Source organism: Arthrobacter sp. FB24 (assembly GCF_000196235.1).
Lineage (GTDB): Bacteria > Actinomycetota > Actinomycetes > Actinomycetales > Micrococcaceae > Arthrobacter.
This window is the reverse complement of sequence record NC_008541.1, coordinates 3,731,720-3,745,367: the sequence shown is the minus strand read 5'-3', so window position 1 is coordinate 3,745,367 and position 13,648 is coordinate 3,731,720. Positions and strand designations below refer to the sequence as shown.

The following is a 13,648-nucleotide window of genomic DNA, read 5'->3' as shown; positions in this document are numbered from 1 at the left end:
TCAGCCCGCAAGGGAACCGATCGTGAGAAAGAACACGCCCGGAATCCTCTCCGGGCCGCGTAATGGAGGCTCAACATTGCCGCCGCGGCGGATTGCGGCGCCACCCGCTTGCCCGCTCCCGGGAGGCACAGGGAGGCCCACCGAACGGGACTCGGTTTTCAAGTCAAATCCAATCGACGGGGCATCAAATCGGCGCCAGGCGCGGAAAAAGTTCCTTGGTTTTTTCTCGAACGGGCCTGCCGGTCTATACCAGTGACTCCGTGTTGCGGCAGCAGTTTGGCACCCGTTCCATCGTGTGCCGGTGCCGGTGCCGGTGCCGTTGCCAGGAAGCGGGCGCCGGCAGCAGGCGGCCGCTCACAGCTCCAGGGTCAGCGGCCGCCGGATGCCGTTAACGACGGCGGCCGGCCAGTTCGGGTCCACGCTGAGGACGGTGATCCCCGTCTCCGTCAGCTGGACCGTGTCTTCGATCTTCACTCCGGGACCGGAAGGATTCCAGGTGAAGGTCTGATTGAGGACCACGGCATCGTCGGTGCCGGGCGTCGCCCGGGGATCGCGGCCCGCGTAACCGGCCGGGCCGCCCTGATGGTGGAGGGTCCATTGGTCTGCGCCGAAGCCGTGGCGGAGGTAGGCTTCCTGGATTTCAGCGAAGATGCCGTCCAACCGTGCACCGGGCACAGTGGCGTCGAAAATGTCCGCTTCTACTGCGGCAATCCGGGCTTCGGCGTCGAGTTCGCCCGGGGTTCCGGCGTCAAACCGCACCCAGCGGGTCACATTGGCCACCAGTCCGTTGCGCCGCGCGCACACCACCGCCATGGCCCGCCGGCCGATCGGCGCGTGGGTAGGCAGCGGGTGCCGGAACCCGCTGCGTCCGGCGCCGCTGCACAGAAGCACCAGCGGCTCGGCCCCCATCGCCACGATCCGTGCAGCCAGGGCGGAGGCCACAGCGAACTCGGTGGTTTCCGGGGTGGTGCCGGAAAGGACGGCTGTCATCGCTGCAGCGGCATCGGCGCACAGCCGGGCGTACCGGGCGCTCTCGCCGGGCAGGAACGGCTGGCGGGCGGTCCTCAGCTCGGCGGCCACATCAGTCTCCGCAAGGGGCCTTCCGTCAGGTGCGAGCATGGCTGCGGCGGCGTGCAGCTGCCCGTGCCAGGGCACCGTGTGGAGGTTCACGCCGTCGGGCAGTTCCTCTGCCGCAATCCGGGCGGCTTCGTTGTTGTAGGTGACCAGATGGTCACCGTCACGGTCGACCAGCATGGCGGCGACGGGGTCGCCGGCGAGGCTGATGTGGACGCGGCTCCCGTCCAGGTACCAGGTCAGCGCCGTGTTGGTGGTCAGGAGCAGGGAGTCCCTGCCCGCGGCATCCAGGATGTCCAGGACCCGCCGGCGCTTGACGGCCCGGTCTGCGGGGTTCCACGGTCCCGTGGTGGTGCCGGTGGTCGCCTGCTGTGCCTGTTGGGTAGCGGTGTTCATTTGGATTCCCCCAAAGTGGTGATGAGCTGTTCGATATCGCCGGTGGACAGGAGGCCGTCGGCCACCAGGACGGTGACGGTGCGGTGCAGCGGGCTGGCTTGGCTGGCTGTTGCCGGCCGCTCCCACGCCAGGGACAGTCCGACGCCGGGATAGCCCGCCACGCGGACAAACCAAGGATCGCCGGGCTGCTCCGGCACCGGCCGGGGCAGGAAGACGAGCGTGGCCGGGCCGCCGTCGGGCTCTCCGGTCCGGAAATTTCCGGACCACGCCAGCCACGGCGCCGCAGCGGAGGGGAGGGCGCCGTGGACCGCCTCTTCCCCTTCCGCGGACGCTGTCCACACCCTGGCGCCGTCGACGGCGGGAAGGCGCCAGAAGAAGCCGCCGTACCCGCCCTGCGGCCGGCCGTTCGAGCCCGGGCTGCCCAGCGTGACCGGGGCCGGTCCGGACGGCGTCAGTGTGAAGTCCAGCGTGAGCTGCCACGAGGAGGAGCCGACGGCGGCCCAGCTCCACGTACGGCGTTCGCTGAGCAGGGGAGCGCCGGGCCCGGTGGAATCCGCCGGTGCCAGCCAGCTCAGGGTTTCGGTCCGCGAGTCCCCACGGGCGCCGTCTTCCACCGCGAGGGTGGCGATCCGGCCGTGGTCCTTCCGCCAGATGTAGGCCCCGGCGTCGCGGGTGTACGTGCGGCCGCCCCAGAAATTGACACCATTCACGTCCTGGATGGCAACGCCGGCCCCGAGGTGCCACACGTGGTCTTCGGGGAGATGATCGGTCACGACGGTGCCGGCCATCGTGCTGACCGGATGGAGGTAGGGCCGGGGCGATGACGTGGGTGTTACCCGGCTGCCGTCTGCCGGCGTCGCCACCACTGTCCCGTTCACCCTGAATACGGGTTGCTGCCCGGCTGCGGGCAGCTCGCGGGCCCACGGCGCGCCGAGCTCCGCGAAGGTGGCCTGCGCTGCTGCGGCCCGGCGCACCAGCCGGCGGATTCCGCGGACCACGGGGTGGGCATCATCGCCCTCGCCTTCCCAGTCCACATGCGTTGCGCCGATCGCGCGGGGCTGCTCCGCCGTCCGGATGGCTTCCAGTACCTTGATGAAAGCGCCGTTCCCGGCCAGCGGGCTGAGCAGCTGGCTCGCGCCGCCGGGCGCGCGGCGGGCGGCCAGGAGGTTTTCCAGCAGATCGGTGCGGCCGAACGTTTCGGTGCGCTCGCCGTCGGGTGTGGTAACGGTCAGCCGGTCCTCGGTGTAGAAGAAGTCTGCCCGGCCCAGTGTGCCGTGGACAGTGACGGAGGGCGGGGTCTGTTCGTCGGCACACAAGGTCAGGGCGCAGAGGAGGACGGCGCCGCCGGCCGTGCGGACCCGGATCACCGAGGTGTCGTCGCTTTCGGTCGCGTGGGCACGGTACAGATCCGTCTCCACGGAAAGGACGTCGTGGGCCAATTCCGCCCCGGCGATCTTCAGCCCGGTGGCCACCGCATGCGCAAGGGCATTGGTGGCTACGCCGTCCACCACATCGGTGCCGTCCAGGCTGCGTTTGCCCGCCCAGCGTGATCGCTTGAAATAGCCCTTGGTGCGCACCCACGTACCGACGGCGCTCACGCCGCGGACCTCGCCGATATCACCGGACGCCACCAGGCGGTCCAGCGCCGGCAGGGCGTGGGAGCCCAGGCTCTGGAAGCCGACCTGAACCAGCCGGCCGGCCTCCTGCGCCGCGGCAAGGACGGCGTCGAACTGGGCCAGGGACGCCATGGGCGGCTTCTCCACGTAGACATCGGCCCCGGCGGCGATCGCCGCAAGGGCGAGCGGCGCGTGCGTCTGGATGGGGGTGGCCAGGATGATGACGTCAGGGGCCGGACCGGAGCCCAGCAGCTGTTCCAGGTCCGGGAAGACGGCCACAGAGTCCGCGAGCCTCCCGGGCGCAGGGGGAGTGGGGTCCGCTACGGCCACCAGTTCCAGGGCTCCGGCTTCCTGGAGCCGTGCGAGGTTGGCCAGGTGCCGCTCACCGAAGCCGTGCACGCCCACCAGGGCGATGCGCGGGCGGGCGGCCGGATCTGCGGAGTCAGCAGCGGTGCGGCTGCCAAAATCCGCGGCGACGGATTGCTGAGTCATGACGTGGTCCTCAAAGGCTTAGGGGTTGGAAGGTGGGACGGTTCTGAGGCCGCTGGGCCCCGGGCGTCCAGGGCTGCCGACAGGAAACTGATCGCTTCCTGCTGCATCCGGGCGGTGAAGACGTGGCCGCCGGGCCAGAAACTTCCCGTGTAGGCGCCCGGGGGATGAAGTGACTCCAGCTTGGTGTGGGCGTCCCGCATGCCCGCCTCGGGGAAGAGCGGGTCCGCCAGCGCGTACTGGACCAGGAAGCTGCCGGCGCCGGACCGGGTGGTCAGTTCCGGCCAGTCACCGAGCTTCCACAGCCCCGGGGTCTGCAGCAACCAGGAATGCGCGTCCAGGTATGCGGGCAGAAGGGATTGGAAGGTGGTCATCATGCAGGTCACCACGTAGGTCCGGATCCGGGGGCTCAGGGCGGCCAAGGTCAGCGACCGGCCGCCGCCGCCGGAAAACCCGATGCAGCCCAGCCGGTCCTGGTCGACGTCAGGGAGGCCGGCGAGCACTTCCAAGGCGGAGAGGTCGTCGTGCGCCACCATTCCGGCGAGGCTGGTGCCAAGCAGTCCGGCGGCCTTGGCCACCGTATCCTCGTGGAAGCCGGCGGCCGCATTGTAGACGTCCGCTTCGGAGGGCTCGACGCCGTCCTCCCGCCACTGCGCTTTGCGTGAGTCCACGGCGGAGGCTGTCCGCCACGGCGGATCCGCCAGGTCGAAGCGGCGGCTGCCCCAGGCGAACGTGTCATGTGCCAGGACTGCGAAGCCCTGCCGCGCCACGTCTGTTGCCAGCGCCTGCCCGTCATAATGGCCGGCGCGGGCAGCCGCGGCGGAAGGGTGTGTTTGGGGAAGCTCCACGAGCCGGTCCGCCCCACCGAACTTGTTACCGCCGTGGCAGTGCAGGCCAAGAACGCCCGGCAGGCGCTTGGTGATTCCTGCCGGGCGGACCAGCCAGCCCGTAGTCCGGGGGCCGAATCCCAACTGCCAGCTCAGCTGGGACGTGGTGACGCCGTCGTGCGTGTCCTCCCAGTGGACTTGCAGGTCCTCCGGGACGGAGGGAACCGGCACGCCGAGGGCGTCCGAGAGTTCCTGCGCGCCAGGTCCGGAAGCCTGGTAACGGGGGTGCTGCCGGACCCAGCCGGGCCAGTCCTCATAACCGGCGATCGCACTGGGCCGGAGCGGCTGGATGGTTTCGTTCACGGGCCTGCCTACTGTTCAGGGAAGGTGCTGTCCTGGTGGACAGACGATGCTCAATGGTGGAGGAGGATACCGGCGAGAATGCTCAGCCCAGGTTCTGGTTGACCTCGGAAATGAAGCCCTTCGCAGCGTCCTGCGGGGATATCTTCCCGAACAAAACGTCCGTGTTGTAGCGATTCAGCACCTCAAGGGTGGCGGAAGAACCGGCCGGGAACGGCTTGGGCGGGGCCACATTCAGCTCCGCGATCCGGTCCAGGTAGGCGGCCTCCTTCTGCTGGCCTTCCTTCAGCAACGGGGTGATACCGGCCTTCAAGTCCGTGTTGGCGGGCATGCCACGGTCGCTCTTGATCTTGGTGGCGGCGTCCATGTTGTTGACCAGGTAGTTGATGAACAGTGCGGCTTCCTTCGACTGCGCGGATTTCGAGGAAATGGCATATTCCATGGAGGAACGCAGCCAGGCTCCGGGCTGCTTGCTTTCACCGGGCATCTTCATCATGACCAGCGGGAAACCGGAATAGGACGTCATCTGGTTGCTCCACGAAATCTTCATGGCCTGTTTGCCTTGGCCCATGAGGGTCAGTTCGGGCTGGGCCGAGCCGTCCTCCACGGTCTGGGAGGCCGACGGGGCGCCGCCGGTGTCCATGAGCTTCTTGTTCAGTTCAAACCAGCGGGTCAGGGTGCCTTCGCTGATTCCCATCTTCTTGCCGTCATCCGTGTAGAGGGCCTCGTTGTTCTGGCGTGCCCAGACGGCCAGGAAGGAATCATTGGCCATGGGCGTGGTGCCGAACGTGCCCGCCGGCGACTTCTTCGCGATCTCCGCGGCAATGTCCACGTAGTCGTCCCAAGTCCAGGTTTCGTCGTTCGGCAGCGGCACCCCGGCAGCCTCGAAGACCTGGGGGTCGATGACCATGGACATCGAGTTCACGCCTGCCGTGATGGTGTACTGCTTGCCGTCGATCTTGCCCAGGTCCACCGTTCCCTCGGCGAACTTGGAGGTATCGATCTGGTCTTTGACCTTGTCCAAGTCCAGGAGCACACCGCGGCTGGCGTATTCGCTGGGGTAGGCGCCGCTCATGGCGAACACGTCCGGCGTCGTTCCGCCGGCGATCTGGGTTGCCATCTTGTCCCAGTAGGAGCTGAACTCGGTGTTCTCACCCTGCACCTTGATGGTGGGGTTGGCAGCCTCGAAGTCCTTGATCACTTCCAGGGTGGTCTTGGCGCGGGAGTCATTGCCCCACCATGCGAACCTGATGGTCACCGGGTCCTCCGCCGTTCCCACCTTCCCGGCCTGCGGGCTGTTGCCGCAGCCCGTCAGTACCAACGCCAGCGCAGCCGTGGCGCCGGCGACACCCATTACAGACTTCTTGAGAGCCAACCTCATTGTCCCGCCCCTCAGTTGTTGCTACGGCGGGTGCTGCCCCGCGTAGCAGAAAACGTTTTCTCAAAAACTAACAAAGGGCTATACAGGAGTCAAGAAACCGTTTACTTTGGTACAAAGCCGCTGTTGTTCAGCACCCTCGCAAGGTGCCGGAAGAGGCCGTTGCGGGAGATCCTGCAGGACGGCCGGATCGGCCACAAGGGCGGTGCATACACTGATCGCGCAGACGATCGCCAAGACGTGGAGGGCCACGATGACCAAAGGAGACCACATGGCCGCTAAACACATCCCCAGGGCTACGCGCCCGGCACACATGCCGGCGGCAGCGGGCCTGCTCTGCCGGACGGAGTTGACGCAGTGAGCGCCATTAGCGAACTCAGCTCGATCTCCCGCCGCAAGGGCAAAGCCACCGCTGAGGAGAAGAAGGCCAACGGCCGCGACAACAAGGCTGCCTATATCTTCCTGCTGCCATGGCTGGTGGGGCTCGTCGCCATCACCATCGGCCCCATGCTGATGTCCCTGTACCTGTCCTTTACGGACTACAACCTGCTCCAGCCGCCGGAATGGACCGGACTGGACAACTTCACCCGCATGCTCAGCGACGCCCGGCTGCACAATTCGCTGCGGGTGACGTTCACGTACGTCTTCGTTGGCGTACCGCTCCAGCTGGCCGTCGCGCTGTTGATCGCGCTGGTTCTTGATAAAGGCCTGCGCGGACTGCCGTTCTACCGTTCGGTGTTCTACCTGCCCTCCCTCCTGGGCGGCTCAGTGGCTGTGGCCATCCTCTGGAAGCAGATCTTCGGCACCACGGGCCTGGTGAACCAGGTCCTGGCCATGTTCGGCGTCCAAGGGCCCGGCTGGATCTCGGATCCCAGCACTGCCCTGGGGTCGATCATCCTGCTGCACGTCTGGACGTTCGGCGCTCCGATGATCATCTTCCTGGCCGGCCTGCGGCAGATCCCGGTCATGTACTACGAGGCGGCCAAGGTCGACGGTGCAAGTACGCTGCAGCAGTTCCGGCGGATCACCATGCCGATGCTCAGCCCCATCATCTTCTTCAACCTGGTGCTCCAGATCATCGGCTCATTCCAGTCATTCACCCAGGCGTTCATCGTCTCCGGCGGCAATGGCGGTCCTTCCGATTCGACGATGTTCTTCACCCTGTACCTCTACCAAAAGGGCTTCGGCCAGTTCGACATGGGCTACGCCTCCGCCATGGCCTGGTTCCTGCTGGTCATCATCGGCGTGTTCACCGCCATCAACTTCATCGCTTCTAAGTATTGGGTTTTCTATGACGACTAAGCTTGAGACGCTGCCCGCTCCGGACAAGAAGACGCCCGGTGCCGGCAAGCCTACGAACCGCAAGCCCAAGGTGCGGGAGTCCAGGGGGACCCTGGCGTTCAGCCGGACGCAGCGCAGCAAGGCGCTGATGAAGCACGCCATCCTGATCGTCGCCGGCGGCCTGATGATTTATCCGCTCCTGTGGATGGTTGTGTCGTCGCTGCGGCCCAATGAGCTGATCTTCCGCGAGCCGGGACTGTGGCTGAACAGTCTGGAAATGGGCAACTACACCGACGGCTGGTCTGCCCTGACCCACCCGTTCGGACATTACATGCTCAACTCCGCGATCGTGGTGCTGGGGTCCATCCTGGGGAACCTGATCTCCTGCTCCATGGCGGCCTATGCGTTCGCCCGGCTTCAGTTCACCGGCAAGAAGCTGTTTTTCGGCATCATGCTCTTGACCATCATGCTGCCATTCCACGTGATCATCGTTCCGCAGTACATCCTGTTCTCGCAGATCGGCTGGGTGAACACCTTCTGGCCGCTCATTGTGCCCAAGCTCCTGGCGACGGACGCGTTCTTCGTGTTCCTCATGGTGCAGTTCATTCGGGGCATTCCCAAGGAGCTGGATGAGGCCGCGAGGATCGACGGCGCCGGGCATCCGCGCATCTTCCTGCGGGTCATCCTGCCGCTGATGGTGCCGGCCCTGGCTACCACCACCATCTTCACGTTCATCTGGACGTGGAACGACTTCTTCGGGGCGCTCATCTACCTGACTGATCCGGACATGTTCACCGTTCCGGTGGCGTTGCGGGCCTTCGTGGACTCGCAGTCAGCCACGAGCTGGGGTTCTCTCTTCGCGATGTCCATCGTGTCCCTGCTGCCGGTGTTCCTGGTGTTCCTGTTCGGGCAGCGCTTCCTGATCAAGGGAATCGCGACGACGGGCATCAAATAAAGCCTGCCGGCTCACGTCTGCGCGGGGTGGATGGGCGTTCGTCGCCCGTCCACCCCGTTTTGTTGGGCGCTGCATAAATCAGCTGTTTAAAACAGCTGGCCAAACGTCTTGTAATACAAGTGGCTTGCTTGTATTATCAGTGATGAGAAAGCGTTTTCTCGCAACTTTCCAGCTCACTCAATGTCGAACTCAATCAGCTTTCAAGATCAAAGAAGATCGGAGAATCCAGTGCCGCTATTTTCCCGCCCTGCCTCAGCCGCCAGTCGTGGCGTAGCAGAGGCCACATCCGCCCGGGCCGGGCGGAGGCTTCGCCGAACCGGCGCAGTCGCCGCAGCTGCCGCCGTCGTACTTGCCCTCAGTGCCTGCGGCGGGGGAGCCGCCCCGCAAAGTGCCGATGGCAAGGTTGAACTCCGCTTCTCCTGGTGGGGAGGAGACAAGCGGGCGCAACTGACGCAGGCCGCGATCGCGGCATTCGAGGCTGAGAACCCGAACATCAAGATCAAGCCGGAGTTCGGCGACTGGAGCGGTTACTGGGACAAGCTCGCCACGCAGGTTGCTGCCAACGACGCCCCGGACATCATCCAGATGGACGAAAAATACATCACGGAGTACTCCAGCCGCGGCGCCCTGCTGGACCTTTCCAAGTACGACATTGACACGTCAAAGTTTGACGAAGCCGCCCTCAACGCCGGGAAGAGCGAGGACGGCCTGACGGGGATTGCCGCCGGCATCAACGCTGCAACCATCCTGGCCAACCCGGCAGTCTTCAAGGCCGCAGGCGTTGCGCTGCCGGACGACAAGACCTGGACCTGGGAGGACTTCGAGCGCATCGCTGCCGAGGTCACTGCGAAGTCGCCAAAGGGCACCTACGGCGCTGCCGCCTACGGCACCGATGAAGCCTCGCTCGGCGTATGGCTGCGGCAGAACGGCAAGTCGCTGTACACCAGCGACGGCAAGCTGGGCTTCGAGCCGGGCGACATCGCCGAATGGTGGGCGTTCCTGAAGGAACTCAGCGAGAAGAAGGCCGTGCCCTCAGCCTCGGAGGTGGTTGAGGCCGAGGCGGCACCGCTGGACCAGAGCGGCCTGGCGACAGGCAAGAACGGGCTCGCGTTCTGGTGGTCCAACCAGCTGCCGGCGCTGGAGAAGGCTGCCGGCGGAGAACTTCAGATCCTGCGGTTCCCGTCCAAGACCGGCAGCTCCGCGGACGCCAAGCTTTGGTACAAGGCCTCGCAGTTCTGGTCAGCTTCTTCACGCACCAAGCATCCGGAAGAAACCGCGAAATTCATCAACTTCCTGGCCAACAACACCAAGGCCGGCGAAACCCTCCTGGCCGACCGCGGCGTTTATCCCAACTCCGATGTCCGGGCGGCAATCGCACCCAAGCTGACCCCCGCCGACATCAAGGTGGTCAAGTTCATTGACCAGATCAAGGGCGAACTTGGCGAGGCTCCGGCACCGCCGCCGAAGGGCGCGGGTGCCATCCAGGAAATCGTCAAGCGCTACACCTCGGAGGTTCTCTTCAACCGGCTGTCCACGGAGGAAGCCGGCAAGAAGGCAGTCGATGAAATGAAATCAGCCATCAGCAGCTAGAACGCAGGGCTGAATAGCCGGAAAACCCCGGGGCCTGTCCGCAGCGCCTGACCTTTTAGGCCAGGCTCTGCGGACAGGCCTTTGTCATGGTGCGGTGGAGCGTCCCGGCCGTACCGCCTGGGCTGCCTTAGGCCGCCCAAGCCTTCCCGTTCCGGGTCAGTCCTCCGCGATCACCGCCACGCCGCCAGCCGGAACCGTGCCGGTGAACCGCTCGCCGGACAGCAGCTCTGCCCCTGCCACGCGGACCGTGGCATCGGCGCGTGAGTGGTTGATGGCGAAGATGAAGCTGGTGCCGTCGCCGGTGCGGCGTCGCGTCAGTTCAACGCCCTGGTCCGCCTCCGCCACTGCGGAAACTCCGGAATCAGCGAGCAACCGGTCCACCAGCGCCTCGATGCCGTCGCGGTCCGGGAAGGTGGCCAGGTACCAGGCCGAGCCCGTTCCGACGGAGCGCCGGGTCAGGGCGGGGACGCCCTCCAACGGGTATTCAGTGAACGTCTGTACCGGTTCAGCCCCGGCCAAGTGCACGTGCTCGCTCCATACCGTGCCCACTCGGCCGTCGCTGAGCTTGGCCGTGGCACCGGTCAGCAGGGGGTGGAATTCCTCCACCCTGATGCCCAGCAGCTCCCGGAAGGCGCCCGGGTACCCGCCGAGGCGGATGTGGTCCTGTTCGTCCACAATCCCGCTGAAATAGCTCACCAGGACTGTTGCGCCGGCGCGGGCAGCCGATGCGATGCTGGCGGCAGCCGGGTCGGTGACGTTGTACAGGGTGCACACCAGCACCAGGTCGTAGCCCTCCAGGGAGGCGGAAGGGTGCACAAAATCCGTCGAAACCCCGCGCAGGAACAGCGAGCGGTGGAAGGCGCGCATCAGGTCGAGGTATTTCACGTCCTGGCTGGGGTGGGAATCGAGTTCGCTGGCCCACCAGGCCTCGTAGTCGAAGACGATGGCCACGCGCGACTCAACGCGCGATCCCCGCACCGCGGCCAGCTTCTGGAGTGCGGCGCCGAGCCCCACCACCTCGTGGAAGATGCGGGTGTCCCGTCCGCCGTGGGGCACCATAGCGGAGTGGAACTTCTCCGAACCGGCGAAGCTCTGCCGCCACTGGAAGAACATAACGGCATCAGCGCCGCGGGCCACGTGCGCCAGGGAGTTGCGCAGCATTTCGCCGGGCATCTTGGGCTGGTTGCGGGGCTGCCAGTTCACTGCCGACGTCGAATGTTCCATCAGTATCCACGGGTCACCGCCGGCAACGCCGCGCGTGAGGTCCGCACTGAACGCAAGTTCGATCTGACGCTCCGGATCGGCGGCCACGAGGTAGTGGTCGTTGGCGATCACGTCCAGGTCCTTGGCCCAGTCGAAGTAGTCCATGGATTTGGTGGCGCTGGAAACCATGAGGTTGGTGGTGGCAGGCACCCCGGGCGTTACGTCGCGCAGCACCTCGAGGAGGGCGCGGTAATAGTCCATCAGGGCCCAGGAGCTGAAGCGCTGGAAGTCCAGCTGCTGCCCCGGATTAAGCGTGGACGGCGCCGCCGCTGGCGGCAGGACCTCCTCGAACGAGGAGTAGTGCTGGGACCAGAACGCCGTTCCCCACGCCGCGTTCAGGGCATCGATGCTCCCGTACCGACGCTCAAGCCAACGGCGGAAGGCAGTGGCGTCCTCGTCGCCGTAGAACTCCGAAACGTGGCAGCCGAGTTCGTTGTCCACGTGCCACAGCGCCAGTGCCGGGTGGTCCTTGTAGCGCTCTGCCAGCACCCGGGTGATGCCGGTTGCGTACCGCCGGTAAACGGCCGACGACGGCGTGTAGTGCCGCCGGGAGCCCGGCCCCAGCACGGTTCCGTCAGCGGTGACCGGGAGGATTTCCGGGTGCTTGCGCACCAACCATGCCGGGGGCGCGGCGGTTGCGGTCGCGAGGGCCACCTTGATGCCTGCTGCTGCCAGGTTGTCCAGGGCGTCGTCCAGCCAGCCAAAATCGTAGTCGCCCTCGGACGGTTCCAGCAGGCCCCAGGAAAAAATGCCCACGCTGAGGAACGTGACGCCGGCTTCCTTCATGAGGTCCAGGTCTTCCTGCCGGGTGCTGACAGGCCACTGCTCGGGGTTGTAGTCGCCCCCGTAGGCGATACCTTCGAGGCTGCTCCACACTGCGGGTGGAGTGGGATTTTCCTGGGATGACATGTGACTCCTTCGTCGAGGCCGGTGCACGATCATGGCATGAAAGCAGATGTTTGGAAAACGCTTGCCCAAATGTGGGAATGAGGATATTGTATCGTTTCAGAAAGCACGTGTAAGACAGGTCACTACCCTCGTCGAAGAGAATCACAGGGAGTCGGGCTTACACAACCGAGCAAGGAGGCTCTAATGATCAGCAGAAGGAATTTCCTCACCACCGTGGCGCTGGGCACCGCATCTGCCGCTGCCCTGGCTGCATGCGGACAGTCCGCTCCCGCACAGACCGGATCGGCGCAGAATCCTGTCACCATCAATTACACCTGGTGGGGCAACGATGACCGTGCCGCCCGCACCCGCAAGGCCATCGAACTGTTCGAGTCGAAGAACCCCGACATCAAGGTCAACGGCAACTTCACCGACTTTGCCGGCTACTGGCAGAAGCGCGCCACCGAAGCTGCCGGCGGCGGCCTGCCTGACGTGATGCAGTGGGACCTCTCCTACCTGCGGGACTATGGCCAGCGGAACCAGCTCCTGGACCTCGGCACCGTAAAGATTGACACTTCGGGCTTCGACAAGTCGCTGCTGCCGTCCGGCCAGATCAAGGGCAAGACCTACGGCATCCCCACCAGCACCAACGCTTTCGCCGTCTACTATGATCCTGCCAAGCTCAAGACCCTCGGCGTTTCCGAGCCCGACGGCAGCTGGACCTATGACGAATACAAGGCCTGGCTCAAGGAGGTCGGCGCCAAGGGCAACGGCACCATCTTCGGTTCCACGGACTTCACCGGCATCTGGTGGCAGTTCAACATCTGGCTCCGCCAGAAGAACATTGAAGCCTTCACCGAGGACGGCAAGCTCGGCTTCAGCAAGGACGACCTGAAGACCTGGTGGAACATGGCTTCGGACCTGCGCGGTACCCCTGCCCTGGTCTCCGAGGAACGGGTCACCCAGCTGGCACCCAAGTCGCCTTTTGGCTCCAAGGTGACCGTTGCGGAAAACACCTGGGACAACTTCATGGCCGGCTACCTCGCGGACAGTGGCGCCAAGGAACTGAAGATTGTCCCCGTTCCCTCCGACGACCCGGACAATCTGGGCCTGTTCCTCAAGCCCTCGATGCTCATGGTGGCCAGCGCCAAGACAAAGTTCAAGGATGCCTCCGCACGCTTCATCGACTTCATGATCAACGACCCCGAGGTGGGCCAGATCTTCAAGACCTCCCGCGGCGTTCCCGCCTCGAAGAAACAACGCGACGGCACCACCTTCGAGGGCACCGACAAGATCGTGGTGGACTACGAGAAGTCCATCGAAAAGTACCTCAAGGATGCACCCGAGCCGCCCATCGTCGGTTTCGGCACCCTGGAAGCCTCCTTCAAGCGCATCAGCTCGGACCTCAACTTCGGCAAGCTGACCGTTGACTCGGCGGCCGACGCCTGGTTCAAGGAAGCCGAAGACCTCATCAAGCAGAACGCCTGAGCAGCGTATTGTCTGCCCGACGTTCACAACTGACGGAATGAAC

The 13,648-nt window shown here is 65.2% G+C and carries 9 protein-coding genes; 4 read left to right on the top strand and 5 right to left on the bottom strand.

All coding sequences use genetic code 11. The features are described 5' to 3' along the window. Positions 1-354 precede the first annotated feature (354 nt). The 4 genes from ARTH_RS16885 to ARTH_RS16870 all read right to left on the bottom strand — a co-directional run bounded on the left by ARTH_RS16885 (position 355) and on the right by ARTH_RS16870 (position 6,116). Positions 355-1,470, bottom strand: coding sequence for a M24 family metallopeptidase (locus tag ARTH_RS16885; protein ID WP_011693157.1), 1,116 nt, complete (start codon positions 1,468-1,470; stop codon positions 355-357). Next, positions 1,467-3,578 carry a DUF6807 family protein gene (locus tag ARTH_RS16880; protein ID WP_011693156.1) on the bottom strand — a complete coding sequence of 704 codons (2,112 nt, stop codon included), beginning with the start codon at positions 3,576-3,578 and terminating at the stop codon, positions 1,467-1,469. Before ARTH_RS16880 ends, ARTH_RS16885 begins: the two co-directional genes overlap by 4 nt. After that, on the bottom strand, positions 3,575-4,765 hold the full coding sequence (locus ARTH_RS16875) for an acetylxylan esterase (RefSeq protein ID WP_011693155.1): 1,191 nt from the start codon (positions 4,763-4,765) through the stop codon (positions 3,575-3,577). The genes ARTH_RS16880 and ARTH_RS16875 overlap by 4 nt, the downstream gene beginning before the upstream one ends. An 82-nt stretch (positions 4,766-4,847) precedes the next feature. Continuing rightward, complete coding sequence (locus ARTH_RS16870) at positions 4,848-6,116, bottom strand: ABC transporter substrate-binding protein (RefSeq protein ID WP_043430001.1); 1,269 nt, start codon at positions 6,114-6,116, stop codon at positions 4,848-4,850. A 381-nt stretch (positions 6,117-6,497) separates the two neighbouring features. Between ARTH_RS16870 and ARTH_RS16865 the strand changes: the two genes are divergently transcribed. The 3 genes from ARTH_RS16865 to ARTH_RS16855 all read left to right on the top strand — a co-directional run bounded on the left by ARTH_RS16865 (position 6,498) and on the right by ARTH_RS16855 (position 9,966). Beyond that, the gene (locus ARTH_RS16865; RefSeq protein ID WP_011693153.1) at positions 6,498-7,442 is read left to right on the top strand and encodes a carbohydrate ABC transporter permease; all 945 of its coding nucleotides are present in this window, start codon (positions 6,498-6,500) and stop codon (positions 7,440-7,442) included. Continuing rightward, positions 7,432-8,376 carry a carbohydrate ABC transporter permease gene (locus ARTH_RS16860; RefSeq protein WP_011693152.1) on the top strand — a complete coding sequence of 315 codons (945 nt, stop codon included), beginning with the start codon at positions 7,432-7,434 and terminating at the stop codon, positions 8,374-8,376. The genes ARTH_RS16865 and ARTH_RS16860 overlap by 11 nt, the downstream gene beginning before the upstream one ends. 228 nt (positions 8,377-8,604) lie before the next feature. Further along, on the top strand, positions 8,605-9,966 hold the full coding sequence (locus ARTH_RS16855) for an ABC transporter substrate-binding protein (protein WP_011693151.1): 1,362 nt from the start codon (positions 8,605-8,607) through the stop codon (positions 9,964-9,966). 156 nt (positions 9,967-10,122) lie between these two features. Here ARTH_RS16855 and ARTH_RS16850 read toward each other — a convergent pair whose 3' ends face one another. Beyond that, positions 10,123-12,138, bottom strand: coding sequence for a beta-galactosidase (locus tag ARTH_RS16850; RefSeq protein WP_011693150.1), 2,016 nt, complete (start codon positions 12,136-12,138; stop codon positions 10,123-10,125). Between the two features lie 183 nt (positions 12,139-12,321). Between ARTH_RS16850 and ARTH_RS16845 the strand changes: the two genes are divergently transcribed. Continuing rightward, positions 12,322-13,605 (top strand): ABC transporter substrate-binding protein, encoded by a 1,284-nt coding sequence (locus tag ARTH_RS16845; protein ID WP_011693149.1) that lies wholly within the window; start codon positions 12,322-12,324, stop codon positions 13,603-13,605. The last annotated feature ends 43 nt before the right edge of the window (positions 13,606-13,648 follow it).